A 26,933-nucleotide genomic window follows, 5' to 3' on the forward strand; every position below is an offset into this window, starting at 1 on the left:
TTTTGAGGCGTTCCGGGTGAGTGCCCGTTTTTTCACCAACCTCAGTAATTCGTTTCCGAAAAATGCTGATCATCCCCGCAATTGATCTGAAAGACGGCCAGTGCGTGCGCCTGAAGCAGGGCGACATGGACGAAGCCACGGTGTTTTCCACTTCTCCCGGCGAGCAGGCCGCGCACTGGCTGGCACAGGGCGCACGTCGGCTGCATGTCGTCGACTTGAACGGCGCTTTTGCCGGCCGACAGAAGAATGAGCGGGCGATTCGCGAAATTGTCGAGGCGCTCGATGGCGAAATTCCCATCCAGCTGGGCGGCGGTATCCGTGATCTCGATACCATTGAGCGGATTCTGGATCGCGGCATCAGCTACGTCATCATCGGTACGGCGGCGGTCAAAAACCCCGGCTTTCTGCGTGATGCCTGTAGCGCCTTCCCCGGGCAGATTATCGTTGGGCTTGACGCGAAGGATGGCAAAGTCGCGGTTGATGGCTGGTCGAAACTGACGGGGCACGATGTCATCAGCCTGGCCAAAAAATGTGAAGACTACGGTGTCGAAGGCATTATTTATACGGATATCGGGCGTGACGGCATGCTCACCGGCATCAACATTGAGGCAACGGTGCGGATGGCGAAGGCGCTGCGCACACCGGTCATTGCCAGCGGCGGCTTTTCCAGTCTCGACGATATCCGCCAGTTATGCGAGGTAGAAAGCGAGGGGATTTTCGCCACCATTGCCGGACGCGCCATCTATGACGGCACCCTTACTTTTGCCGATGCTCAGGCCGAGGCGGACCGTCTCTCGGCGGACTTTCGCTGACGGAAACTGACGCCATGACCTTGGCCAAACGCATTATCCCGTGTCTGGATGTCACGGCCGGGCGTGTCGTCAAGGGGACGAATTTCGTCAACCTGCGCGATGCCGGCGATCCGGTTGAAATTGCGCGGCGTTACGATGAACAGGGGGCGGATGAGGTGACGTTTCTCGACATCACGGCTTCATCCGATCAGCGCGATATCATCCTGCATGTCGTCGAAGCCTGTGCCGCGCAGGTTTTCATTCCGCTGACCGTTGGCGGCGGCGTGCGCACGGTTGCCGATGTGCGCCGCCTGCTCAATGCGGGAGCTGACAAGGTGAGCATCAACACGGCGGCGGTACACAATCCCGGTCTGATCGCCGAAGCATCGGCCAAGGTCGGGAATCAATGCATCGTTGTCGCCATCGACGTCAAGCAGGTCGGAGTGGGGCGATGGGAAGTCTTTACCCATGGTGGCCGTACGCCGACCGGGCGTGATGCGATTGCATGGGCGAAGCAGGTGCAGAGACTAGGTGCGGGGGAAATTCTGCTGACCAGTATGGATCGTGATGGCACCCGAAACGGCTTCGATCTGGCGCTGATACGCGCCGTATCGGATGCCGTCGATGTTCCGGTTGTCGCCAGCGGCGGCGTCGGAAACTTGCAGCATCTGGCCGATGGCGTGACGCTCGGTGGCGCCGATGCCGTGCTGGCTGCCAGCATTTTCCATTTTGGTGAATACACCGTGCGGCAGGCCAAGGAATTCATGCGCGAACGCGGTATCGAGGTCAGGCTGTGAGCGATCTCGATACCAGCCAGCCTTGGCTCGACGCACTCAAATGGGACGCGCACGGCCTGATTCCAGCGATTGCCCAGGACGCGGCGAGCGGGCGCGTTGTCATGCTGGCTTGGATGAACCGCGAGTCTTTGCAGGAAACGCTTCGCTGCGGCCATGCGGTGTATTGGTCGCGCTCGCGTCAACGTCTGTGGCGTAAAGGAGAGGAATCGGGGCATGTACAGAAACTGCTGTCGATTCGCGCCGATTGCGATGGTGACGCACTGCTGCTGTTGGTCGAGCAGGTGGGGGGCATCGCTTGCCACACCGGTCGGGCGAGCTGCTTTTTTCTTGAACTGAAGGACGGACATTGGTCGCCCGCCGATCCGGTGCTGAAAGATCCTGACACCATTTATAGACGATGATGCCGTGTGCCGCACGGGTATAGGGCCATACGCTAGAGGTGTGAACGTGCGGCTTATGGGTTCGATCCATGCAGGACGCAGGCGTGGGTTGGGGTAGAATGGCGCCCATCGGGTAATCGCCAAACGCTGCTCCGGCAGATAGAACAGGATGATCGGAAAGGATGACCGAAAAGGGGCTCGGAACGAGATGGCAAATGAAATCACGACTGCGATGAATGAGGACGTTCTGCGTCGCTTGGGCGCAACGCTGGCTTCACGCCGCCATGCCGATCCGGCTGTTTCGTATACGGCCAAACTATTCGCCAAGGGGCCGGACGCCATCCTCAAAAAGATTGGCGAGGAAAGCGCCGAGCTGATCATGGCGGCCAAGGATGGCGAGGCCGATCACATCGTTTACGAATCGGCCGATCTGCTCTATCACGTCATGGTTTTGCTGACCTTCTGCGGCCTGAGCATCGAAGATGTTTTCCGGGAACTGCATCGCCGCGAGGGCGTTTCCGGCATCGAGGAAAAAAACGCGCGGACGGCGAAGTGAGCTGAGTTCTGACAAAGTGAATGCGAGGTCAAATCATGGATGACTGCCTTTTCTGCAAGATCGTGCACGGTGAAATTCCGTCGCGCAAAGTGTACGAAGATGATCTGGTTTTCGCGTTTCATGACATCCACCCGCTGCGGCCGATGCATCTTCTCGTCATTCCCAAACGGCACATCACTTCACTGGCCGAGGCGGAAGCCGCCGACGAACCGGCGCTGGGTCGACTGCTTGCCGTTTCCCGGCGTCTGGCGCAGGAATGCGGCAGCACGGACGGATTCCGCGTGATCATCAACACGGGGCGTGTAGGCGGCCAGGAAGTCCCGCATCTACACGCGCATATTGTCGGCGGGCCGGATCCGGTTGGGCCGATGCTCAAACGCAATTAAGGAGGAACATCATGGCTCCGAGTATCTGGCAAATCCTGATCGTCCTGCTCATCGTACTGGTTATCTTCGGTAAAAAGCTGCCTAGCCTGACTTCGCTGGGCAAGGATCTGGGCGGGGCGTTTCGGGGCTTTAAGGAAGGCATCAAGGGCGAAGAAAATTCGGCGGCCGAGTCTCGGGCGGCCGTCGATGCCGACCCGGCAAAACAGTTGTCCGAGGGGCAGAAAGCGGTCGAAGGCGAGGCCAAGAGCAGCGCCGATACTTAGACGATGCTTATCGGGTTTGCTTCCTGCGCCATTGGTTGATTCCGCCAGCTTCGCTGAATGTTCGACATCGGTTTTTCTGAATTGGTGCTTATCGCCATCGTTGCGCTGGTGGTGGTCGGACCGGAGCGGTTGCCGCGTGTAGCGCGTACGGCGGGGTTGCTGCTTGGTCGTCTGCAGCGATACGTGGGCGACATCAAGGCCGATATCCACCGGGAAATCGAGCTTGATGAGCTGAAGCGGTTGCAGGCCGATATGCAGGCATCGGCGCGCGATCTGGAGCGCAGTATGGCGAGCGTGAAGGAGAGTGTGCAGTTGGCTGAACGGTCGTCACGGCATGCGCTGGCAGAAACTGGCGACGAGATTCGTGCGCTGACGGGCGATATCCCTGGACGCGTCATCGACGAGATGCCGCAGACTGAGTCGGATGCCGCTGCCGAGACCGGGGAATCCCCGCCGCCTGCTGCCGCGTCGGCCATGCACGCGGACGATAGCGCCAGAACGGCCCGCCCGCCGGAGAAAGCATGAGCGCCGGGCCGCATTCCGACCGGGAGCCTGACTGCGCAGGCGATGATGACGGGGGGAAAGAAGAACCTCTGATGTCACATCTGATCGAGTTGCGTGACCGGCTTATCCGCGCGCTGCTTTCGATCCTGATCGTTTTCCTTTGCCTCTTTTATTGGGCCAAGGATTTGTACGCACTCTTGGCCCAACCGTTGCTGGCCAGCCTGCCACAGGGCGGGCAGATGATTGCGACGGATGTCGTTGGCGTCTTTCTCGTACCGATGAAAGTTGCGCTGATGGTTGCCTTTCTCATTGCCTTGCCCTATGTGCTGTATCAGGCCTGGGCGTTTATTGCTCCGGGTCTCTATGCGCATGAGAAGCGTCTGGCGCTACCGCTGGTGACGACGAGCGTGTTGCTTTTTTTCGTCGGCATGGCGTTTGCCTACTTCCTCGTCTTTCCCGCCGTGTTTGGTTTTATGGCGCAAATTGCGCCGGAAGGCGTCGCCTGGATGACCGATATCGATAAATACCTTTCCTTCGTCCTGACCAGCTTCATTGCTTTTGGCGTGACTTTCGAAGTGCCCGTCGTCGTCATCGTTCTGGTTAAAATGGGTATTGTCGAACTGGAAACGCTCCAGGGATGGCGGCCTTACATCATTGTCGCCGCATTCGTCATCGGCGCCATCTTTACACCGCCGGATGTCGTTTCTCAGCTTTTTCTGGCTGTGCCGCTCTGCTTGCTTTACGAGCTGGGTTTGTTGCTGGCGCGCTTCATCAGTAAACCGGCGGATAAAGACCCGGATAAAGACCATTTTCCGGCGGCGATGGACTGATTGCAGCACAAGGGCGTTTGCCAGAACATGCTTTATTGCCGGGTCGGCCGTGTTGGCCGAGAGGGCGTAAATGATCAACCCGTGCAGGAGGTGTGGCATGAATCGTGATGCGCTGGTGGGCTATCTCAATGACTTGCTGGCAGCGGCGCGTTTTAAGGACTATTGTCCCAACGGTTTGCAGGTGGAAGGGCGTGCCGAGATACGAAAAATCGTTGCCGGCGTGACGGCCAGCCAGGCGCTAGTCGATGCCGCAATCGAGCGCGATGCGGACGCATTGCTGGTACACCACGGCTGGTTCTGGCGCGGTGAGGACGTACGTGTGACCGGCCTGCGCAAGCGGCGCCTGCAAGCCTTGCTCGACCGCGATATCAACCTGATTGCCTACCATCTGCCGCTCGATGCGCATCCTGAGTTGGGCAACAATGCGCGGCTGGCGCAGCGCCTGGGCTGGTGCGTCGAAGGGCATTACGGTGAGCAGGAAATCGCCTGGTTTGGCCGCCTGGAAACGCCGCTGCCATTGGCTGATCTGGCCGCTCGCGTCGAGGCCGCTTTGCAGCGCCCACCGCTGGTCATCAGCAATGATGTGACGCCTGGACGCCTGATTCATCGTATCGCCTGGTGCTCGGGAGGCGGGCAAAGTTACTTTGACGAGGCGCTGACGCTTGCTGTTGATGCGTTTTTGTCGGGCGAGATTTCCGAGCCGCAGGTGCATATGGCGCGCGAATCCGGCGTTGCCTATATCGCCGCCGGGCACCACGCCACCGAGCGCGGCGGGGTTGCGGCACTGGCGGCGCATCTGAGCGAAAAATTTGCGCTCGACTGCGAATTTCTCGATCTCGACAATCCGGTGTGACCGCTTTGCCGGTTTTCTGACGCTCTTTTCCCCAGTCTCAAGGAGCCGCCATGGCCTATGTTTTCCCGCCGGCACTGCCGGTTAGCCTACCGATCGTCGGTCGTACCGAGCGCTTTCCTGTTCGCCGCGTCTATTGCGTCGGGCAGAATTATTCCGACCATATTGCCGAGATGGGCGGCAATCTGCGTGAGCCGCCGTTTTTCTTCAGCAAGCCGTCCGATGCGCTGGCGCCGGGTGACGGCGAGGTCGTTTATCCAACGCAGACTGAAGACTACCAGCATGAAATCGAGCTGGTCGTGGCGATTGGTGAGGGCGGCCGCGAGATCGCTGCCGGGCGGGCGCTGGCGCATGTGTTTGGCTATGCCGTCGGCCTCGATATGACGCGCCGCGATTTACAGCGGCAGGCGAAAGAGCGGCAGCAGCCGTGGGAAATGTGCAAGGGCGCTGATCAGAGTGCGCCCATCAGCCCGCTGTTTCCAGTCGCGCAGGCCGGGCATCCGTGTCGTGGGGTGATTTGGCTGAAAGTCAACGGCGTTGAGAAGCAGCGCGGCGATCTTGCGCAAATGATCTGGAAACCCGCCGAGATTATTGCCAACTTATCCGCGTACATCGCACTCGCGCCGGGAGACCTGATTTTTACCGGCACGCCGGCAGGGGTATCGGCGGTGACCCGCGGCGATGTGCTGGAAGGGGGCGTTGACGGATTGGGGACCTTGAATGTCCGCGTGGTTTAGCCTGATCCGGTGGCCGTCAGAAAAACTGCGTGGCAAGGAGCGGGGCGGCGAAGCATTGGCCGCCTAAAATGACGGCCCAAAAACAATGCCGCGCCCGGGTGTCGATAACACATCCGGAACGCGGCATGCGCGTTGTGATGAACTGCGTTTAGTGTGCCGAGACCGTTGGCCCGTGACGACGGGACTTGATCAGATCCGCGAGTGCGTTGACGGCGTTGGTGGTCAGATCGACCAGTTTGACCGCGGCATACGTGATGAATGCGGCGACCAGGGCGACGAGGAGATGCAGTTCCAGAGAGTGCTTCATAAACAGATCAAATGTTGCCATGCTTCTTACCTTCTTCCTTCTATCTTCCAAAACACAATCAATAAAAATAAACGACTCAATCAAACCTCAATGATTCGGGATACCCGAAAAATCGAGGCGCCTATTCTATCCCCTGCGTCGCCATTGTTCTGCCAACTTTGTCACTGTTTTGGTATGTGGCGTGGTTTTTTTGCAGAATACGGGGAAAGCATGGCGTCAATACGGCAAGGCGCACGAGTGAACGGAGGGTGGAGAGGGTATGGAAAAAATGGCGGAAGCGGCGGAGAAAGCAGCATTTGGCAGTCTGCCAGGAATCGGGTAGTCTGGGGTAGTCTGGCCGGCATGGTGATGTCTCATGCGCTGCTGATCGGGCAATCTTATCCCGCGTCTCGGTGTTTTTTCGCCATTGTCCGATGCTTTCTATTCCTGTTTCTCCTGACCCCATTCGTCCCTGATCGCCCATGTTTTTCCAGCAGGCCAGACTGATCGTCCTGCATGCCGTGCCGATGCTGGTAGCGCAATTGGCGGCAATGGGCATGATGATTACCGATACGGTGGTGCTGGGCCATTATGGTACGGAGGATCTGGCCGCCGTTGCCGTTGGCGGCGGCATCTACGTCGCCGTACTGTTTGCGCTGACCGGTGTGTTGCAAGCCGTTTCGCCCACCGTGTCGCAGATCAAGGGCGCCGGGCGCGACGGCGAGATCGCCGGGGCGCTCCAGCAATGTTTCTGGCTGGCGCTGTGTTTTGCCGTTCCCGGCGTGCTGATTCTGCTCCATCCCGATCCGCTGCTGAGCCTTTCAAACATCGATGCCGGCGTCGAAATGCGCGCGCGCGCCTACCTTGCCGTGCTTGCCTGGGCAATTCCGGCGATGCTGTGCTATCGCACCTTCTACGCTTTCTGCAACGCGCTGGGTCAGACGCGGCCGCTGGTGCTCATCTCGCTCGGCAGCACTTTGCTGCACGCGCCCTTGTCCTGGTTTCTGGTCAATCGCGGACTGGGCGTGACAGGGGCGGGCATAGCCAGCGCCCTGATCAGCTGGTGTACGGTCATTTGCGGTTTCTTTTACATGAGAACCGGCAAGGCGCTGGCGCCTTACCGCCTGCTGCACGACTGGCAACCGCCCAGGCCGGCGTCGATGTATGAGCTGGTCAGGCTGGGCCTGCCCATGGGGATGTCGAATTTCGTTGAAATTTCCTCGTTCACGCTGACCTCGCTGTTTGTCGCCCAATTGGGCGCAACCGCGGTTGCCGGGCATCGCGTCGTCGCCAATCTGGCGGCTATCTGCTACATGCCGCCACTGGCGCTGGCGATCGCTACGCTAACGCAGGTCGGTTTTGCCGCCGGCGCGCGCGACTGGCCGCGCGCCCGCATTTCTGCGGTCGCCGGACTAGTGCTGGCCTGCGCTGTGGCCTGTCTGCTCGGCGGCGCGCTCTGGCTCGGCGAAAACGCCATAGTCAGCGCCTACAGCAATGATCCCGCCGTGCGCAGCGTTGCACTGTCGCTGATTATTTACATTGTCGGCTATCAGATTTTTGACGCCGTCCAGACGATTGCCGCCTTTGCGCTGCGCGGTTACAAGATCGCCTTCGTCCCCATGCTGGTGCATCTGCTGTGTTTCTGGGGCGTCGGTTTATTCGGCGGCTGGTGGCTAGCTTTCCGTGGGCTGGCGCCGATTGCGCCGATGGGGGTGGAAGGATTCTGGCTGGCCTCCCTGCTTGGCCTGGCGCTGGCCTCGCTGCTCTTTGGCGCGCTACTCTGGCACCGCATACGGCGCGATCTGTAGCGCGCCCTGGTCGATCTTTACAAAAGACTGCCCGCTAGCCCGCGTATTTCGGGCATCTTCGGGCAGGCGGCCTGAAACCCTTATAAACAGGGCGTTCCAGAGGGGCGCCCGGAGGCCCTTTATCCATAAGGGTTTTAGAGGCGCAGACGCTGAGATGCCCTGTCCACGCGGGTCACGCGGGTTTCGGAGAGAATGCTTCTGGTTGTACAGGCATTTGTGCCCGATAAACGTGAACGAGCGTCGGGCACGATATTCCGTTTTATGTTTTTTGATGCGCTGAACCCCGCGTATTTAGGGCGTCTCAGGGCGATTTATGTTTTCTGCCCTATTTGCGCGGGTTTCCGGGCATCGTTTTTTGCCGGGCATTTAAGCCCGGCCAATCGTCTAATCTTCCCCCAGAACGCCTGCGCAGCCGCTGCGCCCGTCCGCGCGCGGGCGCATGAAAACAGGCAGCATGTGCCAGCCCATGAGCGTGAAGGCAATGCACCACAGCGCAGCGGACAAGGCCAGCAAGGGGATCGGCGCATCAGCGAGCGAGGCGGCGGCGCGCAGCGGCGCACTGGTCGCGAGCAGGCAGGCGCCAACCGGCACCCAGGCGCGATCATCCTTTTCCAGACCGCTGTGGGTGTAACCGGCAATGGCGATGACCGCGTAGATGGACAGCCCCAATCCGCCGATGGTGAGCAGATGCAGGCTGCCGTTGGCGAGCAGCCCGTCGCCGAGCAGCGAGAGTCCAGTCAGGCCGTAACCGGCGGCCATCGCGGCGTAAGAGGCATAGAGCATGAGCGGCCAGCGCCGCCAGAGCGCGCGGCCGACGTGCCAGTCACCCATCAGATTGAGCATGGCGCAGGCGGCGGCCAGCGCCAGCCAGGCGCTGATGCGTCCGCCGGGCTGATACCACTGTGCGGTGGTGAATAGCGCGATGCAAATGATGGCCAGGTTACGGCGCGGCGGCCGGGCAATATAGCGCTCGGGCGCTTCTACGGCGTCGAAAGCAGTCTGCGCGGCCTGTTCGGCGTCTTGACGTTCCTCGATACTGGCGTTGACGATGCGCATGGAGATGCGGCTCATGGCGATAATGATGAGCGCCATGAATGCGCCGAGCTGCGCCAGCAGCCAGCGTGCAGGCGGCTCGCCGCGCAGGGCATCGAGGTAAAAGCCCGCCGTCAGCGCGATCATCAGCAATAGCGCGCCGACAAAAGCAAGCTGGGCGTCGTTCGCGGTCGCGCCAGATGGGCGGCGCAATCAGTTTCAGCAGGCCGCCGAGCAGGAGCAAATGCGCAAGCGCGGCGGTGGCCATCGCCGGGCGCGGCCATGCGCCGCTGAGCCAGAAAGCGATGCGTCCGGTTAGCCAGAGCAAAACAAGCGCACGCACCGGCGCGGCCGGGAATTCAGGCGTTTCGGTGAATTCCGGCACGGCCGTCAGGATGAAGCCAATGGCGGCGGCCAGCGCACATCCCATGAGCAGTTCATGCGCATGCCAGACGAACGGGCCATCGGGGACGTCGGGCAGCGGCCAGCCGAAGGTGAGGTATGCTCCCCACAGCGCGATCAACCCGGCGGCAGAAAGGATGGCCAGCGCGAAAAATGGACGAAAAGGGCACAGCCATAGCGGATGGGCGAGCGACCACGGCGGAATGCGGCGTTGTGTCCGGAGAGGCGCGGGGGAGGGCGGCGATGCCGGCTTCTGCATTTCTGCGGGGTCGGGGCGGCTGGAAAGGGTTTTTTGCATTGCTTCTAGATGAGCGGATGGCGTTTTGGGTGGGTGTGTATTTGCAAGCCGTGTGTTTTGCGGCGTTCGCTTCCGTGCGGTTTTCGGCACGCCGCCTTCAGGCGGATGCGGCCCACGGAGAAACCTCGATCAGCTGCGGATCGTGTGCGTGGTCGATGAGCATGGCGCGCACGCGCGCCTGCCAGAGTGCGGCGAATCGTTGCTGTTCCGCCGGGGTGGCCTGGCCGCCGATGGCTTTCGGCATCAGTGTCTGCATCGCTGCATCGGGCGGCACAAGGGCCGGATGGCAATTCACCTGCACGCCTGCGCCATTGTCGCGCCGGCGCAGCGCCAGCGAACCCGTGATATCCGCGTCGTAGTGCAATAGATTGCGGCGGCTGAAGCGATGCCCCGGGCCGACGCCGCCAAAGCCGGTTTCTGCGGCGGCGCCGGTGAGGAGCGTGACGATGGCAGCCGTGACGCCGGTGGTTCCTTCCTCGCGGCCGCCGCGCATCCATGCCTCAACGCCGCCGCGTTCAGGCAAGGCTTCGCCGTACAACGCGCGCAGGGCGTGCACGACCATCAGGTAGGCGCCGGCGACCGTGGGGCAGGAATGCCCGGCCAGGCGCACGGCGTCAGCATAGCGGTATTCGATGATGCCGTCGGCCGCGGCGCCGAGAAATTCGGCCAATGGGTCATAGACGCGCAGCGTCGGCGCGTCGGTAAAAAATTCGGGAAATGTCGTCGGTGTCGTACTGTGGTGGGGCGTCATGGCGGCGTCGATGAATCGTCAGTGGTTGTAAAAGCGTTGGTTACGGCATCGGCAAAAAGAATGAGACTTCCTGCACTTAGCATTGTGTCGGGGATTTGGCGGGGGTGACCGACCCGGCGACGGCCGTGCCGGAAAACAAGGGCGCGGACGGATCAGCGTCGCCAGGCGGCTCAACCGGCGCCCGATGGGAAACAGCGGCAGCGGGCAGGTTGAAAGCGGTGCGTACCGCCGGCTGCGCCAGCAACAGCGCCGTCTGGCGGTAAATCCACTCATCGCTGCGCTGCGCCGGCGGTATCGGCAGATCGAGCCGCCAGCGCATGCGCCCGGGCTGTCCGCCCATGACGATGATGCTGTCGGCCAGCGTGACGGCTTCCATCACATCATGCGTGATCATCAGCACAGCGAGCGGGCGGCGTGCCATTTCGGCGAGCAGCAGTTGGTGCATCTGGCCTTTGAGGCCGATGTCCAGGGCGGCGAAGGGTTCGTCGAGCAGCAACAGATCGGGCGTCAGCACCAATGCGCGCGCCAGCGCGGCACGGCTTTGCATGCCGCCGGAAAGCTGACCGGGAAATTGCTCGATGGCAATATCGTCCAGCTCCAGGGCGTGCCCCATGCGGCGGGCGGCGGCCAGCCGTTCGGCACGGGGCATGCCGCGCGCCTTGAGGCCGAGAGCGATGTTGTCGAGAACGCTCTTCCAGGGCAGCAGATGCGGTTGCTGGAAGAGCATGGCGGTGCAGTCGAAGGTATTGTCGATGCGCCCTGACTGTACGCTCAGCAGATTGGCGCACAGGTTGAGCAGCGTCGTTTTTCCACAGCCCGACGGGCCGACCAGTGCGATTGCCCGGCCAGCGTCGAGGCGCAGATTGACGTCCTCCAGCACGGTGCGCATGGCAAAAGCGTGGCTGAGGCCGCTGACGGTCAGCGCCGGCGTGTTCATGCCTTGTCCTCTGCTCGTGTGCCGGCCTCGCGCCAGCGCTCGGTTTCGCGCTTGATCGGCTCCAGCAGCAGGTATTCGAGCGCCAGAAGAAGCAGCACGACGACGCTGATCCAGGCCAGCGTGGCCGGCATGTCCAGCTGTGCGCGGCTGGCCTGCAAGGCTGCCCCGACGCCGCTGGACGAGGCTAGCAGCTCGGCCATGACGACGACGCGCCAGGCGCTGCCAAGGGCGACGACCCAGGCGGGAAATAAATAGGAGATGACGTGCGGCAGGTAGATGTCGGTGACCCGCATGCGCCAGGGCAGTGCAAAGGTTTGCGCCAGATCGCGCCAGCGCTGTTCCAGCGTGCGCGCGCCCTGCATGCCGCCGGCGAAAACGACCGGGAAACAGGCGATGAACACGGTGAAAACCGGCGTCCCGTCGCCCGTGCCGAACCACAGCATCGCCAGCACCAGCCAGGCAATCGGCGGCGTTCCCAGCAGCACGGTCACCCACGGGCGCGCCATCATCGAGGCGGTCATCGACACGCCGGCGGCGACGCCGAGCAGGCTGCCAAAAGTGACGGCTAGGGCGAGGCCGGCGAAGGCGCGCCGCGCCGTCAATAGCAGGGCGTCGCGAAAAGCATGGCCCTGCTCAATGAACTGGCGCAGGGTCTCGGCCGTTTCCAGCGGCGCCGGCAGCACCAGCGGGCCGTAGAGACCGGCGAGCAGTTCCCACAGGGCAACGAGCAGGAACAGGCTGGCGATGGCGCCCCAGCCGCCCCACAGGTAAGCGGGCAGTCCGGCGAGCCAGGTGCGTAGTATCGTCATGAGGCAGCGACGGCTGTCGTAGAAGTTGTGGGTTGGTAATAAAAGCCGTCGTCTGGTAGCTTGCCGCCAACTAGACCTGGCTGCTGCTCCATCAGCTGTCGGTAGAAAAATTCCAGCTCGGGACGGGCCTGGCTGGCGGGTACAAGTTCGGCCTTGTCTGCGCGCATAGCATCGGTTACGGCCTCAGGGGTAAGCATATTGATGTGCTTGACAACCATTTTTCCGCATTCTTCCGGATGGGTTTTGCACCAATGGATGGCTTCGGCGTGCGCTTGTTGAAAGCGTTCGATCAGCATAGCATTGCCTAGCTGTGGACCCAGCATGGCGACGCCCGCTTGCGGAATGCGTGGTGGGCGTTTGAGGAGGCGGCCCCATTCGGCCTGAATGTCGATGCCGCGATGCAGATCAGGCGCAATGACGCTGACCGGAAAAGAACCGCTCTTGCGCAGCCCCATTGACACGGCAGGCTCGGCGAGCAAAACGTTGTCGGTGCGGCGCATAAGCAGTAGTTGCAGGGCTTCCATCGACGTAGCGACGTAACGCAGCTTTACATCTTTATCGGGATCGATGCCCGCATGCTTCGCCAGCAGACGGAAGGTGCAGTCCGGCATGTCGCCCTTGAAGTGCATGGTGAGTTCTTGTCCCTTGAGATCTTCGATGTGGTTTAGCTTCGCGTCGCGTGTGAGCACCCACAGAATGCCCCAGATAGTGATGCTCAGCAGCTTGAGCGGTACGCCCTTGTTGTAGAGGTTGGCGGGCACATTGCTAGGCATGGCGAGAAAGTCCGCTGACTTGTTCACGGCCATGGCGCGCAACTGGTCGGGGCTCTTCCAGGAGATGAATTCCACCTGGTCGGCCACGTCGGCCAGGGCGCCGCTCTCCGCGATGCGGATCAGCGGGTACGAAACGGTGGCAAATGGCCCAGCCAGCGTCAGTTTGGGCAGACGCTTAAGCGGCGTCGCGGTTTTGGCGGGCGACTGTGCGCCGGCGCGCCACGGCGCACCCAGCGCCAGCGCGGCGCCGGCGAGGCTCGCTGCCAGCAGACGGCGGCGGCCAGGATTGCCGGGCGTTTCCGGATTTTCGGTGCAGGGCGCAACGCGCAACGATGCCGAGGATTCGGCGAATCCATTACGATGATGGCGCGGATCGGATGAGGACATGGTGAACTCCTTGCAGGATGGACTGATGGGTTCGGCGGAAGTTCAGAAGGTTAGAAGTGGACGTCAGAGGCTCAGGACGTCAAAAGCGACCTTCCCAGGTGACGTGAAGGCTGCGGCCGGGCGCCTGCACCTCCATGCCGGGCAGCCCTTCAGCCAGATGCTCGTGATAGCGCTTGTCGCCCAGATTCTTGATCGCGGCGCGCAGCGACTGCCGGGGCGCAAAGCGCCAGGTGGCGCCGATATCGACCACGCCGAAGCCCGGCGTCGCGTCTTCGGTGCCGCGCGCAAAGCGCGTCGCTACGCGCGTTTGGCGTCGTACCAGGCGCACGCCGGCGTCCGCTGTCCACGCGGGGGCGAGGCGGCCTTCCCAGCCCAGCGTCAGCTCGTCGGCCGGCATCTGGAACAGCGGTTCGTCAAAATCGCCGTTTTTGCCGCGCAGGCGTGAATAGGCGGCATGCAGCCAGTGGCCGGCGGCGAACTGCCAGTGCAGTGCGGCTTCCAGGCCGGTCAGCGTGGCGTGGCCAAGATTGACCGTCTGCATGCAGGCGCCGGCATTGGCTGCGCCGCAGGCGGCGATCGCGGCGCGGCCGCTCAGGCGCATGCCGGTGATGTAGTCGTCGATGCGGGTGCGGTAGGCGGAAATCTGGTAGTTGAGCCGTTCGCTTGCGCCTTTCAGGCCGATCTCGAACTGCGTCGCCGTTTCCGGCTTGATTTGCGGGCTGCCGGCGTAGTAGTAGCCGTTGTTGCGCAGGCCGGACTGGTAGCGCTCGCGCAGGTCGGCGGCGCGGAAGGCGCGTGAGAGGTTGGCGTAAGGACGCAGGAGCGGCGCGGCTTCGTAAATGACGCCGAGGCTGGCGGAGGTGGCGCTGTCCTCACGCGCCAAGCCAGAGGTAATGCGGCCGCTGTTCATCGAGCCGGCGCTGCCGCGCACCCGGTCATGACGCAGACCGGCCAGCACGTTCAGCTTGCCGAAACGCATGTCGTCTTGCAGGTAGAGGCCGGCAGCGTGCATCTTGCCGTTGGTGAACGGCAGGGTTGTGACGAAATTCCGGAACTGCGGCGGTTGGGCGGTGCGGCTGTCCGGTTCGGCGTTCATGCGCCAGAGATTGACGCCGAAGGAAAGCAGATGTTGCGGATGGGCGAGCCAGTCGGCGCGCGCATCGACACCGTTGGTGGCGAATTTCACCGAATTGAGGATGATGTCGCGTCCCAGCCTGTTAGCGTGGGCGTAGATGGTGCGCTGCATTTCCTGCCGGTAGACGCGCACGTCGACATTCAGCGGCTGCTCGCCCGCCCCCTTGAAACTGTAACCAGCCTCGTACAGGCGGCGCGTCTGGCGCGGCGAATGCGTCGTGACGCTGCCGATGGCAGGCAGCCTATGCGGGCGCGTTGCGCCGGGATACCAGACGTCTTCATCACGCTGCTGCTGGAACGACAGGCGCAATTGCTGTGCGCTGTCGATGCGGAAACGGTACTGGCCGATAAATGCGCCTGAATCATAGCCGGTGCGGTTGGTGCGGCCCTCCGGCGTGCGGTAATCCTGCTGCTGCGAGCGCGCTACGCCGAGCATCAGGGCATGGTCGTCACTGGCTGCGTTGAGCACACCCGCGCCGCGCAGCCCTTTGCTGGCGGTGTCGTAGCCAAGCCGCGTGTCGAAGTGCACGCCCGGCTCGAAACGCGCCTGCGGCAGCCGCACGTTGATGGCCCCGCCAAGTGCGCCGGTGCCGTAGAGTACCGAGGCCGGGCCTTTGACGACTTCGACCTGTTCGGCCAGCCCCATCGACATGAACGAGGCGATCGCACCGACCGGCTGCGCGGAATTCAGCCGCATGCCGTCGACCAAGAGCACGATGCTGTCCTTGCCCAGTCCGCGGATGATCGGATTTTGTCCCTGCGCGCCGTCAAGCATGACCGACAGGCCGGGTTCGCCGCGCAGCGCCTCGCCGACGTTCTGCGCCTGCTTGTGCGCCAGCGCCTCGCGCGTGAGCACCGTCGTGGCGATCGGTGTTTCGCTATCGTCGGCGGCGTAGCCCTTGGCGGTGACATTGACCGTGGATAACGCGGTCGCTTCGTTTTCTTGTGCGCCGGATTGTTGTGCGCTGGATTGAGCGCGCGATGGCGTCTCGGCGGCCTGTGCCTGTGCGCCGGCCGCAAACAGGGCAGCCAGCGCTGCGGCCAGCGGCGTGACAAGCGCCGTGAAGGTGCGGGATGAGCGATTCATGATGAGCTTCCTAAAAATTTGCGTTATTGAGTTTTGGTGTCGATTGGGGCGACGTTCTCGTTTTTTCCGTTCCTTTTTGCATGGTCTGCGGTTTTGGCAGCGAGCGGCTTTTCTGCCTTCCCGCACTTCCCGCCCTTGCGCTGGGGTCCGCGGTCAGGAACGGCGACAGCGGGCAGGATCAAGCAAAAATCATCTGCCCAAGGCCTGCGCAGATACCCCAGGCATCACGGATACCGGCGAGAATGCAGCATTGCGCGGCATTTGCCAAAACGCGCCGCGAGTCTATCCAAACGATTTGTTATTGACAATTAATCTTATTGAGAGTGTGGTTTTGGGGGCGGGTGTTGCCAGTTACCCCCGCTGAAATAGCGGCTTCCTTTACCAAAATACGGCGTTACTGTGTTGGTTTGGCCTTGCCGTACTGAGTGGTCTGCCTGCGGCTTACCGCCTTGTCTTTTGGCAAAGTTAAGCCGCTATAGATTGTTTGGTTTTTAAAAAAGGCTGCCCGCAATCCCGCGTGGAGTGGGCGTTTCCGGGCATGCACCTCTGAAACCCTTATCAATAAAGGGCTGGCGGGCATGGTGCTCTGAGATGCCCTAAATACGCGGGCTTCAGACCACCTCTTTTTGGACATGCACCTGCACTTTTGCCCCCGCGTTTTTCCAATTCTCCCTGTCGGGGAGAGGCTCCGAAACCCGCGCGGATAAAGTTACTCTAGGCAGGTGCCCTAAAACTAAAAACAAGAATCACCAAAGCCTGTGCGCTGACCTTCCACCACGGAACTCCTCTTGATGCCGTTGCGCTGAGCGGCAGCGCGCCCCGCTGACTTTCTTTGCTTCGCCAAAGAAAGTCAGCAAAGAAAGGCGACCCCGAGGCGCAGAAGACTCCTTGCCGCGGGTTGCTTGGCGGCGGGCTTGATAACTCGCTCATGCTCAGACAATCAAGCCCTTGTTCCCGCCAAGCAACCCCGCGCCTGCGGCTGCGCCTAAGAACGTGTTCATAGTCTTCGTAGCAGGATTCCCAAGAAAGCCAAAACTACCATTTGCAGACTGGTACTCAACTTACGCTCGCAGTTTTTCCAAAGCCGTCTGTTCTTTTCCAACCAGGAAAAACTGCGCTCTACTACCCATCGCTTTGGCAATACCGCAAAACGCTGCAATTCGTTTCGTTTGGCAATCTCTACTTCCGCACCAATCAACTCCTGTACCGACGAAGCAAATGCCTGACCCGTGTAACCTCCGTCGGCAAGGACTTTTTGTACCGCACCAAGATTATCTCTGTCACGTTCCAATGCCACCAGGCCGCCTTTTCTATCCGTAACATCCGCCGTCGTTACCGCAAGGGCATGCGGCAAACCTTGCGTGTCAACCGCTATATGTCGCTTGATACCGCTAACCTTCTTGCCCGCATCGTAGCCTTTTTCCATGGCGGTATCCGTGTTCTTCACGCTCTGCGCATCAATAATCAGGAAAGTGGTTGCTTCATGGCGTCCCTGCTTGCGACGTGCTGCGGCCACCTGATTTTTTTTAACGCTTCCTCAAGGAGACTGATGCCACTTTCGCGGGGCTCACTCCATCTTTGGAAGTAGGAATGAACGGTGCGCCATTTGGGAAAATCGCCCGGTAAGGCACGCCAGGCACAGCCGTTGCGTAGAAGATAGAGAATGGCACAAAAGACATCGTACAAGTCCACTTTGCGCGGTGCTGTGCGTCTGCGAGCACTTTCCAAAAGAGGAAGAAGAGTAGCAAATTGTGTGCGACTTATATCGCTTGGGTAGGCTTTTCTGTTCATAACGATACTTTACAGCAGAGACTATGAACACGTTCTAAGGGGTTTTGGGCGCTTCGTAGTGATCGAATACGCGAAGGAACATACCTGGAACCCCGTGTGGATAGGGCGTTTCCGGGCAGATGCCCCTGGAACCCTTATAAATAAAGGGCTTCAGGGTAGGGTGCCCGTAAATGCCCTAAATACGCGGGCTTCAGGCCACCTCTTTTGGTAGATGCGCCTGCATTTCCGCCCCCGCGTTTTTCCAATTCTCCTACTTCTCCTACTGTTGGGAAGATGTACCGAAACCCGCATGGATAAAGGGCTTCAGGGCAGGGGTGCTGGAGATGCCCTAAATACGCGGACTTGCGGGCATCCTTTCTGCGGCGCCGCAAAACATAGCGGCTTAACTTTGCCAAAAGACAAGGCGGTAAGCCGCAGGCAGACCACTCAGTACGGCAAGGCAAGGCCAACACAGCAACGCCGTATTTTGGTAAAGGAAGCCGCTGTCAGCCACCCCGGAGATGCCCTAAATACGCGGGTTGCAGCGGGGGTGTTTTGCTGATGAGGTTTAGAGCGGCCAGCCGCGTTGGCGTGGCGCTTTTGCCGTGGAGCGCGTCAGTTTTGCCGTATCGGCGGCCGGTGGGGCGAGGCGCACGGAAAACGTCATCAGTTCATCGCGGCGGAAGGCATGAACCTGGATCGTGTCGCCAGGCCGGCGGCGGAGCAGGCAGGCATCGAGCGTTTCCGGCGTGACGCGCAGTCCGTCGATGGCGACCAGTACGTCGCCTGCGGCCAGACCGGCTTGTTGCGCCGCACCGCCGTCGAATACGGTCGCCAGCCGGAGTTCGTTGCCTTCGCGCGCTGTTTTGACGCCGAGCGTGGGCGCGCGGGAAGCCTGCCAGTCAAGGCGGATGCCGAAGTGGGCGAGCAGTGTTTTGAGCGGCAGTTCACGCGTGCCATAGACGTAGTCGGCGAAGAAGCGTTGCAGCCGCAGGCCGGCGCATGCTTCGGCGATTTTTTGAAATCCGTCTTCCGCCAGGCCAATACCGGTCTGGCCGTGATGCCGCCAGAGCGCGCGCATCACATCGTCGAGGGAAATCCGGCCCTGCGTGTCGCGCCGCAAGGTCAGGTCGAGCGTCAACGCGACGAGTGCGCCTTTGGCGTAATAGCTGACGACGGCGTTCGGCGTATTTTCGTCCGGCCGGTAGAACTTGCTCCAGGCGTCGAAGCTCGATTCAGCGACGGACTGACGCAGACGGCCGGGTGTTTTCTGAACATTGCCGAGCGTTTGGGCGAGCAGCGCCAGGTAGTCGTCGATACCGATGACGCCGCTGCGCAGCAGGGCGAGGTCGTCGTAGTAGGAGGTGATGCCTTCAAAAGCCCAGAGCTGTGTCGTGTAGTTTTCGCGGTCGAGATCGTAGGGAACGAAGGCGGCGGGTTTGATGCGTTTGACGTTCCAGGCGTGGAAATACTCGTGACTGCACAGACCGAGGAAGGTGCGGTAGTGCTCGTTCATGCCTGGCATGCCGGGCCAGGGCAGATCGCGGCGTGCGCAGAGCAGCGCGCTCGAGGCGCGATGTTCGAGGCCGCCGTAACCTTCGCCGACGGCGGTGACAAGAAAAATGTAGCGCTTCATCGGCGCCGGTTCGCCAAACAGGCGGATTTGCCACTCGCAGATTTTCTTGAGGTCGGCGGTCAGCCGGCCGAGGTCGGCGTCATGCCGGCCGGTCAGCGCGATTTCATGGGGAATGCCGCAGGCACTGAAGCTCGCCAGCGTGAAGCGCCCCATTTCCACCGGATGATCGATCAGTTCGTCGTAATCAGCGGCGCGGTACAGTCCGAAGCCGTGCCGCCTGGCGGCGCCGGCTTCGCCGCGCGCTGGTTCGAGCGCGGTCGCGACCCGCCAGTTGGCGAATGCCGGGCCGGCCGGCGCCTGGAGATGAACCTGGCAAGGCGTGCTTTCCTGGCCAATGACGCGCAGGAAGACGCTGGCGCCGTTGAAGAATCCGTGCGTTTCGTCCAGATGCGCGCCGCGTACCGACAGATCCCAGGCATGAATTTCGCAAATGACGCTGAGCGGCTGCCCTGCGCGCAGCGGCGCGGCCTGCCAGGTGTGTTTGTCAAGTTTGCTGAGACGTACCGGCCTGCCGCCCGATTCGGCGCGGATGGCGACGATGTGGCGGGCGAAATCCCGGATCAGGTAGCTGCCGGGAATCCACGCCGGCAGGGCGAAACGCTGTCCGGCTGGGTCGGGGCATTCGACGCGGCAAATGACTTCATAACGGTGCGCGCGCGGATCGAGCGGGCGGATGGCGTAGCGGATAGGCGGGCGGCGTAGCGCGGAAGTGTGTGCGGCGCGTGGGGTGGAAAAGGGCAAAGCGGGTAAAGCGGGCAAAGCGGGCAAAGCGGGCATATCAGACATGGGCGCTGGAGGTTTTGAAGGGGCGGATCGGCGGCGCCCTGCCGGTTACACGGGCGTGCCGGATGATGCGGTGTGTTGCGGCCGGGGGCGGGTCGTGCAGAGCCGTGCCATGAACGCTGGGTATATCATTCGCCCTCTGGTTCGCGCGGATTTTACGCTTTCCGCGTAGGTTTTGATTTTTGCGGCAGCCCGATGATGCGTCCGGGCGCGCTGGACTGTTTGAAAGGTTGTGTCAATGCCGTTGCCTTTGCCTGTAGCGGAACGCAGGCGCGTGCACAAGCGCGCAATTACTCTGGAAGGCTTTCGCCGTAGCGATGGCTTGTGGGATATCGAAGGTCATTTGCAAGATACCAAGGATGCGCCTTTCGACATTCATGGCGATATGCGCCTGCCCGGCGATGCGGTGCACGACATCAGCGTGCGCCTGACCATCGATCACCGGATGAATGTGCTGGATGTGGCCGTCAGCTTCGATGCGACGGCTTTTCCGGGGACATGCGAAACCGTGGGGCCGGATTATCGGCAGGTGGTGGGACTCAATCTATTCAAGGGCTTTGTCAAGACGGTCAAGACGCTGTTTCGTGACACGCAAGGTTGTACGCATGTCTCCGAATTGCTGATGTCGATGCCGACGGCAGCGTTCCAGGCATTTGCCGGACAGGTTCGTTATGAGGACCGCGTCGATGCCCGCCAGGTGCCCTACCATCTTGATCGTTGCCATGCGCTGAGTCTGGAATCTGAAGTGGTTCGGCGGGCGTATCCGCGCTGGTATCGGGGGAAAAAGCCGGTGTCCGGCGACGGTTTGCCGGGTATGCCGACTTCGCCTGAAGGGCGCCGGGACGCGGGCTGACGGGCATGGCCGGTGCGTCGCATGCCGCTGCATGAGGCAGTGCCTGCGCCGGCGGTGCGATGCATGGTCGCTGGCGGGCGATGAACGGCGGTTTGCGGGCGGAACCGTCGGGCGGTGAATTTTGTCTTTTCAGGCGTTCGCGTTCTATGCGTCGTGGCTGATAAAATCGGTCTTAAACCGCGTGCATGCGAGGAATCCAGAGGTGTACACTCACTCAGCATTTTCAACGCAGAAAAAAGAGAGGCGGCAAACAGATGGCACAGCGAAGCAATCGGGGCAAGCGGAAGCAGTAAAGGATAAGCGGGGATGGCAAGAACATTGTCGGAGAAATGCAGGTGGCGTCCAATCCGTTGAGCGGAGCGCTCGAAATTGTCGTTCGTTCGGATCCGGGCATGATGCGCCGGTACAACGAGGACGCCGTATTCGCCAATCCTGCGCTGGGTCTGGTCATCCTGGCCGACGGGATGGGCGGCTATAACGCCGGTGAAGTCGCCAGTAGCATGGCGATTACGGGGATTTCCGCCGCGCTCGAACAGGATTTTTTTCTGCACTCGCCGTATGCGATCGGCGGCGCCCCCGGCGATCTGCATGTCCAGCGCTGCCTGTCCCGGCGCATCGCCGCAGCCAATACGGCGATTTATCAGACGTCAATGACCCAGCCGGAATGCGCGGGAATGGGCACGACGCTGGTGATGGCGATGTTTCACGATAACGCCGTGATTGCCGCGCATCTGGGCGATTCGCGCCTGTATTGCCTGCGCGGCGATGAGTTCCGCCAATTGACCCATGATCATTCGTTTGTGCAGGATCAGGTTGACCGTGGCCTGATGACGGCGGCGGATGCGCGCCTTTCGCGCAATCGCGGTCTGCTGACGCGGGCGCTGGGCGTTGATGCGATCGCCGCGCCCGATCTGCGCCGCCATCCCGCGCGCCCGGGCGATATTTATCTGTTGTGCTCGGATGGCCTCAACGATATGCTGATGGACAGAGAGATCGGCAAGGCGCTGCGCGCGCAGTCGGACAATCTCGAACTGGCCGCGGCGCAGTTGATTCAGATGGCCAACGACATGGGTGGACGTGATAATGTTTCTGTGATTTTAATCAAGGTGTTGCGTGAGTTTCCCGTACAGCACACAGCGCTGTTCCGGCAGCGTCGAACCGGTGAGCACAGCCGCACGCTTTTTGAATGAGGAATGGGCAAAATGGCGAAGCTGATATTGAGCATGGACGGTCTGGTTCTTAAGGAGATCGTTCTTAACAAGGAGCGGATGACCATCGGGCGACGCGCCAGCAATGACGTGCAGATCGACAATCTGGCGATCAGCGGCGAACACGCGGCGGTGGTGACGATCCTCGAAGACTCTTTTCTTGAAGATCTCAACAGCACCAATGGCACGCTGGTGAATGGGCAGCCGATCCGGAAGCATTTCCTCAAGGACGGCGACCTCATCGAAATGGGCAAGTACAAGCTCAAGTATGTGGTTGAGCGGCCTTCTGCGATTGAGACAGAGGAATATGGAAAAACGGTGTTTCAGCCGGAGGGGGAAGCGGCCGCAGCCACAACCGCGCCGCCTGCAGCTGAGCCGGTGGTTTCTGCGACGTCGGTCATGGCCACGCAGCCCATGACCTTGCCGGCGGCCGCGCTTCAGATACTCAACGGCGCCAATGCCGGGCGCGAGCTGGCGCTGACCAAAACGCTGACGACGCTCGGCCGGCCGGGGGTGCAGGTGGCCGCCATTACGCGGCGTCCACACGGTTATTTCATTGCGCACGTCGAGGGGGCGCAGTTTCCGATGGTCAATGGTCAGGCGCTCGATGCGCAGGCGCGGGCGCTCCGCGATCACGACATCATTGAGCTGGCCGGCACCAAGATGGAGTTCTTCCTCAAAGAATAGGGGAGCGCGTCTGTTGCAGGCGAAGGCGGGCAGCCGCGGATCAATGCAAGTCTTCGGGCAGGCACCGGGAGCACCGGCGATGTCAACAATGGAGTCAGGATGAGGGTCGAGGTTCTCGGATGTAGCGGCGGTATCGGACGGATAGGCGGCCAGGTGCTGCAAACGACTTCGCTGCGTGTCGATCACGACATCCTGATTGATGCGGGCACCGGTGTTGCCGGCCTGACGCTGGCTGAAATGGCGGCGATCGACCATGTGTTCATTACCCATTCGCATGTGGACCACATTGCGGCGCTGCCGTTGATGATTGACTCGGTTGCCGAAATGCGCCAGGCGCCGATGACGATTTATGCCGAAGCGGCCACATTGGAAATTCTCCGCGAACATGTTTTTAATTGGGCGATCTGGCCGGACTTCAGCGAAATTACGGTATGCAAGTCCATGGCGATCCGGTTTCAGCCTGTGGCTGTCGGAGCGCCGCTTTATCTGGGGGGGCGGACGATTACCCCGCTGCCGGCCGTGCATGCCGTGCCGGCGGTGGGTTACTGCCTTGATTCCGGCGCGGGCAGTCTGGCTTTTACTGGCGATACAACGGCCAATGACGCGCTCTGGCCCATGCTGGAGCATGTCGACAACCTCCGCCATTTGATCATTGAAACGGCCTTTCCCGACAGCGAGCAGGCGCTGGCGCTGCGCTCAAAGCATCTGTATCCGAGCCTGCTGGCCAAGGAACTGGCGCGCTTTGCCGGGCCGGCCGATTTAGCCGTTCATATCTCGCACATCAAACCGGGTCAGGCGGAACGGATCATGCGCGAAATCGCCGGGCATGGGACCCGGTTTTCACCGCAGATGTTGCAGGATGGACAAATTTTCGAGTTATGAACCCGACCAGGGAGTTTCATGAATGCTCGTGAACACCCCATGCCGAGAGATGAGTCATTTTTATGAATAACACGATGCCGATCCTTGCCGCCAGCATTCTTTCTGCCGACTTTACCCGTTTGGGGGCGGAAGTCACCGACGTGATCGCGGCCGGCGCCGACTGGATTCACTTCGATGTTATGGACAATCACTATGTGCCGAACATGACCGTCGGCCCGCTGGTTTGTGCGGCTATCCGTCCGCTGACCGGGGCGGTCATCGACGTGCATCTGATGGCTCGTCCGGTCGATCGCCTCATTGCCGATTTTGCCAAAGCCGGCGCCAACCTTATTTCCTTTCATCCGGAGGCTTCGGAGCATGTTGACCGCAGCCTTGCGCTGATTCGTGAGCATGGCTGCCAGGCCGGTCTGGTCTTCAATCCGGCAACCCCGTTGAATTACCTCGACTACCTCATGGACAGGATCGATCTCGTCCTGGTCATGGGCGTCAATCCCGGTTTTGGCGGCCAGACCTTCATTCCGGCGATGCTCGGCAAGCTGCGCGAAGCGCGCGTCCGAATCAACGATTATGCGCGCACTAGCGGCCGCCGGATTCGGCTGGAAGTCGACGGCGGCGTCAAGGTTGATAACGTTGCCGAGCTTGCGCGGGCAGGCGCCGACACCTTCGTGGCCGGTTCGGCCATTTACGGCGCCCGTCGCCCAGACGATGCGCACGGCTACGACAGCGTTATTACCGCCTTCCGTCGCGCGCTGGAGGCGGCGTGACGACCGGAACCACCCTGCCGCACCTGGAGGCACGCGCCGTCCTTTTTGATCTGGACGGTACGCTGGTCGATACCTTGCCCGATCTGCATGTGGCGGTGTGCGCCACGCTGACCGAAATCGGGCGGCCGATTGTTACGCAGGAAACAACGCGCGCCTACATCGGCAAAGGCCTGCGAGTGCTGATCCGGCGCTTGCTGGCCGGTTCGCTGGCGGCGACTGACGGCGAGGATACGCCGCAGCATGTGCAGGCACTGGCGGCGTTCCGCACGCATTATGCGCGCGAGAACGGATGCCATTCGCACCCATACCCGGGTGTCGTCGACGGTTTGCGCGCGCTTAAGGCGCGTGGCCTCGCGCTGGGCGTGGTAACCAACAAACCTGACGTTTTCATTGCGCCGCTACTGGAAAAAACGGGACTGTCTGGGTTTTTCGATGTGCTCGTCGGCGGCGATACGCTGCCGCGTATCAAACCCGACCCGATGCCCGTCGTCTGGGCGTGCGGGCGTCTTGGCGCATTGCCGAAAGAAACCCTGTTCGTCGGCGATTCGCTCAATGATGCCCTGGCGGCGCGTGCAGCGGGCTGCCCTGTATTCCTTCTGCCTTATGGCTACAACGAGGATCAGGACGTACGGCATCTGGATTGCGATGCTATAATCGCCGCCATTTCCGACATTGAGCCGCATCTGCGCACGGTTGGCCGACCATGACGGCGCGCTATGGCTTTAGAATCCGGTTATCGAGTTTTTGAATACGCAATGACGCAACTTCTTCACAATCTGCATTGGGCGCCCGCATGTTGGGCGGAGGCGTGGCCCTGGCGACGCTGTCGCTAGTTGTTGTCCCGCTTTGCGCGCGGGCATGAGTTTCAGGATTTTCTGGATTTACCGCGCGTTTTCGTTGCCCCGCAGTTTTGTGAATGGAGTTTGATATGACCGAATCGTCCGCGTCGGCGTTTGAGCGTCTGGCCACCGAAGGCTATAACCGCATCCCCGTCACCCTCGAAACATTTGCTGATCTCGACACGCCGCTGTCGATCTACCTCAAGCTGGCCAACGGCCCGTATACCTACCTGCTCGAATCCGTCCAGGGCGGTGAGCGTTTCGGCCGCTATTCGTTCATCGGCCTCTCCTGCCCGACCCGTCTGGTCGTCAACGCCCGGCAGGTTCTGCTGCTCAATGGCAACCGTATTGCCGAGCGCGCTGACGATATTGATCCGCTGGATTTCATCGGCGCGTATCTGAAACGTTTCCGCGTCGCACCGCTGCCCGGCCTGCCGCGCTTTTGCGGCGGGCTGGTCGGCTGCTTCGGCTACGACACCGTGCGCTATGTCGAACCCCGCCTTGCCCATGCGCGCAAAACGGATGTCTTGGGTGTGCCGGACATCATCCTGCTCCTATCGGAGGAGATTGCGGTGGTCGATAACCTGACCGGCAAGCTGACGCTGGTCGCCTATGCCGAGCCGGGCGTGCCGGGCGCTTACCATAAGGCGCGTACGCGACTCAAATCACTGCTGGAACAGCTGCGCCGGCCGGTCGATATTCCTGCCGAAACGCCGGCCACCGCGCAGCCTGCCGTTTCCAGCGTGGGTGAGGCGGCTTTCCAGGCGGCTGTCGTCCAGGCCAAGCGGCATATTTTTGAAGGGGACATCATGCAGGTTGTCCTCTCGCAGCGCCTGAGCAAACCTTACGCAGCCAGTCCGCTGGCGCTTTACCGTTCGCTGCGCTCGCTCAATCCTTCGCCCTACATGTTCTATTTTGATTTTGAGGATTTCCACATCGTCGGCGCATCGCCGGAAATTCTTGTGCGGCTGGAGGGAGAAACCGTGACCGTGCGGCCGATTGCCGGCACGCGCAAACGCGGCGCAACGCCCAGTGAGGACCAGGCGCTGGCCGCCGAGCTGCTGGCCGATGAAAAGGAGCGCGCCGAGCACGTACAGCTGCTTGACCTTGGGCGCAATGACGCCGGCCGCGTATCACGCATCGGCAGCGTCAAAGTGACCGAGACAATGACCATCGAGCGCTACTCGCACGTGATGCACCTCGTTTCCAATGTGGAAGGCCGCCTGCAAGCCGGGCTGGACGCTATCGACGTGCTGCGCGCAGCCTTTCCGGCGGGAACGGTGTCCGGTGCGCCCAAAGTCCGCGCGATGGAAATCATCGACGCGCTGGAAAGCGAAAAGCGCGGCATTTACGCGGGTGCGGTTGGCTATCTCGGTTTTCAGGGCGACATGGATCTTGCTATTGCCATCCGTACCGCACTGATCAAGGATGCGCGGCTTTATGTTCAGGCCGGTGCGGGCATCGTCGCTGATTCCGACCCGGCCTCCGAGTGGCAGGAAACCTGCAACAAGGCGCATGCCGTGCTGCGTGCGGCGGAACTGGCCGAGCGCGGTCTCGATACGCGGTTTGCGTAAGCCGGTTGTGCGGAATGTGTGGCAGGCGCGAGAAACATCGCGCCGCTGCGCGGGTTTTCTTTGCAGGCTTTTATTTCCGGCCGCCATTTCCTGCCGGGCCGTGCGCCTGCCAACGTCTGCAACCGGCGAAATCACGGAT

At 61.3% G+C, this 26,933-nt stretch carries 27 protein-coding genes and 1 pseudogene; 18 read left to right on the top strand and 10 right to left on the bottom strand.

Annotation, left to right across the window (positions count from 1 at the left end; translation table 11 throughout):
- The first annotated feature begins 62 nt into the window (after positions 1-62).
- The 10 genes from hisA to ABCS64_RS00935 all read left to right on the top strand — a co-directional run bounded on the left by hisA (position 63) and on the right by ABCS64_RS00935 (position 6,094).
- The gene (gene hisA / locus ABCS64_RS00890) at positions 63-812 is read left to right on the top strand and encodes a 1-(5-phosphoribosyl)-5-[(5-phosphoribosylamino)methylideneamino]imidazole-4-carboxamide isomerase (RefSeq protein WP_418890065.1); all 750 of its coding nucleotides are present in this window, start codon (positions 63-65) and stop codon (positions 810-812) included.
- 14 nt (positions 813-826) lie between these two features.
- Positions 827-1,588, top strand: a complete 762-nt coding sequence (gene hisF / locus ABCS64_RS00895) for an imidazole glycerol phosphate synthase subunit HisF (RefSeq protein WP_418890066.1) — start codon at positions 827-829, stop codon at positions 1,586-1,588.
- Complete coding sequence (hisI, locus tag ABCS64_RS00900; protein ID WP_418890067.1) at positions 1,585-1,989, top strand: phosphoribosyl-AMP cyclohydrolase; 405 nt, start codon at positions 1,585-1,587, stop codon at positions 1,987-1,989. Before hisF ends, hisI begins: the two co-directional genes overlap by 4 nt.
- A gap of 187 nt (positions 1,990-2,176) precedes the next feature.
- Positions 2,177-2,524 carry a phosphoribosyl-ATP diphosphatase gene (locus tag ABCS64_RS00905; RefSeq protein WP_418890068.1) on the top strand — a complete coding sequence of 116 codons (348 nt, stop codon included), beginning with the start codon at positions 2,177-2,179 and terminating at the stop codon, positions 2,522-2,524.
- A 35-nt stretch (positions 2,525-2,559) separates the two neighbouring features.
- A complete protein-coding gene (locus ABCS64_RS00910; RefSeq protein ID WP_418890069.1) occupies positions 2,560-2,910 on the top strand; it encodes a histidine triad nucleotide-binding protein in 351 nt (116 codons plus the stop codon).
- A gap of 11 nt (positions 2,911-2,921) precedes the next feature.
- Positions 2,922-3,173, top strand: a complete 252-nt coding sequence (locus ABCS64_RS00915; protein ID WP_418890070.1) for a twin-arginine translocase TatA/TatE family subunit — start codon at positions 2,922-2,924, stop codon at positions 3,171-3,173.
- A gap of 57 nt (positions 3,174-3,230) precedes the next feature.
- A complete protein-coding gene (gene tatB / locus ABCS64_RS00920; RefSeq protein WP_418890071.1) occupies positions 3,231-3,698 on the top strand; it encodes a Sec-independent protein translocase protein TatB in 468 nt (155 codons plus the stop codon).
- A 71-nt stretch (positions 3,699-3,769) separates the two neighbouring features.
- Positions 3,770-4,507 (top strand): twin-arginine translocase subunit TatC, encoded by a 738-nt coding sequence (gene tatC, locus ABCS64_RS00925; protein ID WP_418890072.1) that lies wholly within the window; start codon positions 3,770-3,772, stop codon positions 4,505-4,507.
- 97 nt (positions 4,508-4,604) lie between these two features.
- Positions 4,605-5,360: a Nif3-like dinuclear metal center hexameric protein gene (locus ABCS64_RS00930; RefSeq protein WP_418890073.1), complete on the top strand. Its 756-nt coding sequence runs from the start codon at positions 4,605-4,607 to the stop codon at positions 5,358-5,360.
- 50 nt (positions 5,361-5,410) lie between these two features.
- The gene (locus ABCS64_RS00935; protein WP_418890074.1) at positions 5,411-6,094 is read left to right on the top strand and encodes a fumarylacetoacetate hydrolase family protein; all 684 of its coding nucleotides are present in this window, start codon (positions 5,411-5,413) and stop codon (positions 6,092-6,094) included.
- Positions 6,095-6,242: 148 nt separating this feature from the next.
- On the opposite strand, the gene ABCS64_RS00940 is transcribed toward ABCS64_RS00935, so the two are convergent.
- On the bottom strand, positions 6,243-6,422 hold the full coding sequence (locus tag ABCS64_RS00940) for a hypothetical protein (protein WP_418890075.1): 180 nt from the start codon (positions 6,420-6,422) through the stop codon (positions 6,243-6,245).
- A gap of 440 nt (positions 6,423-6,862) precedes the next feature.
- On the opposite strand from ABCS64_RS00940, the gene ABCS64_RS00945 reads away from it, so the two are divergent.
- Complete coding sequence (locus ABCS64_RS00945; RefSeq protein ID WP_418890076.1) at positions 6,863-8,188, top strand: MATE family efflux transporter; 1,326 nt, start codon at positions 6,863-6,865, stop codon at positions 8,186-8,188.
- Positions 8,189-8,572: 384 nt separating this feature from the next.
- On the opposite strand, the gene ABCS64_RS00950 is transcribed toward ABCS64_RS00945, so the two are convergent.
- From ABCS64_RS00950 to ABCS64_RS00990, 9 genes and pseudogenes are all read right to left on the bottom strand, one after another.
- Positions 8,573-9,433 (bottom strand): NnrS family protein, encoded by an 861-nt coding sequence (locus ABCS64_RS00950; RefSeq protein ID WP_418890077.1) that lies wholly within the window; start codon positions 9,431-9,433, stop codon positions 8,573-8,575.
- A gap of 13 nt (positions 9,434-9,446) precedes the next feature.
- Positions 9,447-9,920, bottom strand: a pseudogene (locus ABCS64_RS00955) (NnrS family protein); the annotation flags it as partial.
- A 97-nt stretch (positions 9,921-10,017) separates the two neighbouring features.
- Positions 10,018-10,671: a hypothetical protein gene (locus tag ABCS64_RS00960; RefSeq protein WP_418890078.1), complete on the bottom strand. Its 654-nt coding sequence runs from the start codon at positions 10,669-10,671 to the stop codon at positions 10,018-10,020.
- A 76-nt stretch (positions 10,672-10,747) separates the two neighbouring features.
- A complete protein-coding gene (locus ABCS64_RS00965; RefSeq protein ID WP_418890079.1) occupies positions 10,748-11,608 on the bottom strand; it encodes an ATP-binding cassette domain-containing protein in 861 nt (286 codons plus the stop codon).
- Positions 11,605-12,417, bottom strand: a complete 813-nt coding sequence (locus ABCS64_RS00970; protein WP_418890080.1) for an ABC transporter permease — start codon at positions 12,415-12,417, stop codon at positions 11,605-11,607. Before ABCS64_RS00970 ends, ABCS64_RS00965 begins: the two co-directional genes overlap by 4 nt.
- Complete coding sequence (locus tag ABCS64_RS00975; protein ID WP_418890081.1) at positions 12,414-13,577, bottom strand: ABC transporter substrate-binding protein; 1,164 nt, start codon at positions 13,575-13,577, stop codon at positions 12,414-12,416. The genes ABCS64_RS00970 and ABCS64_RS00975 overlap by 4 nt, the downstream gene beginning before the upstream one ends.
- Before the next feature lie 79 nt (positions 13,578-13,656).
- Positions 13,657-15,798, bottom strand: a complete 2,142-nt coding sequence (locus ABCS64_RS00980; protein WP_418890082.1) for a TonB-dependent receptor — start codon at positions 15,796-15,798, stop codon at positions 13,657-13,659.
- Positions 15,799-16,795: 997 nt separating this feature from the next.
- Positions 16,796-17,589, bottom strand: a protein-coding gene (locus tag ABCS64_RS00985) for an IS5 family transposase (RefSeq protein ID WP_418890083.1) whose coding sequence is annotated in 2 segments (ribosomal slippage) — positions 16,796-17,313 and positions 17,313-17,589 — 795 coding nt in all. Because the reading frame shifts where the segments join, the coding sequence is not laid out codon by codon here.
- Between the two features lie 547 nt (positions 17,590-18,136).
- Positions 18,137-19,981 (bottom strand): M61 family metallopeptidase, encoded by a 1,845-nt coding sequence (locus tag ABCS64_RS00990; RefSeq protein ID WP_418890287.1) that lies wholly within the window; start codon positions 19,979-19,981, stop codon positions 18,137-18,139.
- Between the two features lie 280 nt (positions 19,982-20,261).
- Between ABCS64_RS00990 and ABCS64_RS00995 the strand changes: the two genes are divergently transcribed.
- From ABCS64_RS00995 to trpE, 7 genes are all read left to right on the top strand, one after another.
- Positions 20,262-20,840, top strand: coding sequence for a DUF2889 domain-containing protein (locus ABCS64_RS00995; RefSeq protein ID WP_418890084.1), 579 nt, complete (start codon positions 20,262-20,264; stop codon positions 20,838-20,840).
- 335 nt (positions 20,841-21,175) lie between these two features.
- On the top strand, positions 21,176-22,030 hold the full coding sequence (locus tag ABCS64_RS01000; protein ID WP_418890085.1) for a Stp1/IreP family PP2C-type Ser/Thr phosphatase: 855 nt from the start codon (positions 21,176-21,178) through the stop codon (positions 22,028-22,030).
- A 12-nt stretch (positions 22,031-22,042) separates the two neighbouring features.
- Entirely contained in the window at positions 22,043-22,735 is a 693-nt protein-coding gene (locus tag ABCS64_RS01005) for an FHA domain-containing protein (protein WP_418890086.1), read from the top strand.
- Positions 22,736-22,834: 99 nt separating this feature from the next.
- The gene (locus ABCS64_RS01010; protein WP_418890087.1) at positions 22,835-23,617 is read left to right on the top strand and encodes an MBL fold metallo-hydrolase; all 783 of its coding nucleotides are present in this window, start codon (positions 22,835-22,837) and stop codon (positions 23,615-23,617) included.
- Positions 23,618-23,679: 62 nt separating this feature from the next.
- The gene (gene rpe, locus ABCS64_RS01015; protein WP_418890088.1) at positions 23,680-24,381 is read left to right on the top strand and encodes a ribulose-phosphate 3-epimerase; all 702 of its coding nucleotides are present in this window, start codon (positions 23,680-23,682) and stop codon (positions 24,379-24,381) included.
- Positions 24,378-25,088: a phosphoglycolate phosphatase gene (locus ABCS64_RS01020; RefSeq protein ID WP_418890089.1), complete on the top strand. Its 711-nt coding sequence runs from the start codon at positions 24,378-24,380 to the stop codon at positions 25,086-25,088. The genes rpe and ABCS64_RS01020 overlap by 4 nt, the downstream gene beginning before the upstream one ends.
- A gap of 221 nt (positions 25,089-25,309) precedes the next feature.
- The gene (gene trpE, locus ABCS64_RS01025) at positions 25,310-26,794 is read left to right on the top strand and encodes an anthranilate synthase component I (RefSeq protein ID WP_418890090.1); all 1,485 of its coding nucleotides are present in this window, start codon (positions 25,310-25,312) and stop codon (positions 26,792-26,794) included.
- The last annotated feature ends 139 nt before the right edge of the window (positions 26,795-26,933 follow it).

Origin of the sequence: Dentiradicibacter hellwigii, assembly GCF_041770905.1 — a bacterium.
In the GTDB taxonomy this organism is placed as follows: domain Bacteria; phylum Pseudomonadota; class Gammaproteobacteria; order Burkholderiales; family Rhodocyclaceae; genus Propionivibrio; species Propionivibrio hellwigii.

Excerpts from the sequence above, each read along its gene's own strand:
- hisA (WP_418890065.1), top strand. The coding sequence starts at position 63 with ATGCTGATCATCCCCGCAATTGATCTGAAAGACGGCCAGTGCGTGCGC.
- hisF (WP_418890066.1), top strand. The coding sequence starts at position 827 with ATGACCTTGGCCAAACGCATTATCCCGTGTCTGGATGTCACGGCCGGG.
- ABCS64_RS00905 (WP_418890068.1), top strand. The coding sequence starts at position 2,177 with ATGGCAAATGAAATCACGACTGCGATGAATGAGGACGTTCTGCGTCGC.
- ABCS64_RS00910 (WP_418890069.1), top strand. The coding sequence starts at position 2,560 with ATGGATGACTGCCTTTTCTGCAAGATCGTGCACGGTGAAATTCCGTCG.
- ABCS64_RS00915 (WP_418890070.1), top strand. The coding sequence starts at position 2,922 with ATGGCTCCGAGTATCTGGCAAATCCTGATCGTCCTGCTCATCGTACTG.
- tatB (WP_418890071.1), top strand. The coding sequence starts at position 3,231 with ATGTTCGACATCGGTTTTTCTGAATTGGTGCTTATCGCCATCGTTGCG.
- tatC (WP_418890072.1), top strand. The coding sequence starts at position 3,770 with ATGTCACATCTGATCGAGTTGCGTGACCGGCTTATCCGCGCGCTGCTT.
- ABCS64_RS00930 (WP_418890073.1), top strand. The coding sequence starts at position 4,605 with ATGAATCGTGATGCGCTGGTGGGCTATCTCAATGACTTGCTGGCAGCG.
- ABCS64_RS00935 (WP_418890074.1), top strand. The coding sequence starts at position 5,411 with ATGGCCTATGTTTTCCCGCCGGCACTGCCGGTTAGCCTACCGATCGTC.
- ABCS64_RS00940 (WP_418890075.1), bottom strand. The coding sequence starts at position 6,422 with ATGGCAACATTTGATCTGTTTATGAAGCACTCTCTGGAACTGCATCTC.
- ABCS64_RS00945 (WP_418890076.1), top strand. The coding sequence starts at position 6,863 with ATGTTTTTCCAGCAGGCCAGACTGATCGTCCTGCATGCCGTGCCGATG.
- ABCS64_RS00960 (WP_418890078.1), bottom strand. The coding sequence starts at position 10,671 with ATGACGCCCCACCACAGTACGACACCGACGACATTTCCCGAATTTTTT.
- ABCS64_RS00965 (WP_418890079.1), bottom strand. The coding sequence starts at position 11,608 with ATGAACACGCCGGCGCTGACCGTCAGCGGCCTCAGCCACGCTTTTGCC.
- ABCS64_RS00970 (WP_418890080.1), bottom strand. The coding sequence starts at position 12,417 with ATGACGATACTACGCACCTGGCTCGCCGGACTGCCCGCTTACCTGTGG.
- ABCS64_RS00975 (WP_418890081.1), bottom strand. The coding sequence starts at position 13,577 with ATGTCCTCATCCGATCCGCGCCATCATCGTAATGGATTCGCCGAATCC.
- ABCS64_RS00980 (WP_418890082.1), bottom strand. The coding sequence starts at position 15,798 with ATGAATCGCTCATCCCGCACCTTCACGGCGCTTGTCACGCCGCTGGCC.
- ABCS64_RS00990 (WP_418890287.1), bottom strand. The coding sequence starts at position 19,981 with ATGCCCGCTTTGCCCGCTTTGCCCGCTTTACCCGCTTTGCCCTTTTCC.
- ABCS64_RS01005 (WP_418890086.1), top strand. The coding sequence starts at position 22,043 with ATGGCGAAGCTGATATTGAGCATGGACGGTCTGGTTCTTAAGGAGATC.
- ABCS64_RS01010 (WP_418890087.1), top strand. The coding sequence starts at position 22,835 with ATGAGGGTCGAGGTTCTCGGATGTAGCGGCGGTATCGGACGGATAGGC.
- rpe (WP_418890088.1), top strand. The coding sequence starts at position 23,680 with ATGAATAACACGATGCCGATCCTTGCCGCCAGCATTCTTTCTGCCGAC.
- trpE (WP_418890090.1), top strand. The coding sequence starts at position 25,310 with ATGACCGAATCGTCCGCGTCGGCGTTTGAGCGTCTGGCCACCGAAGGC.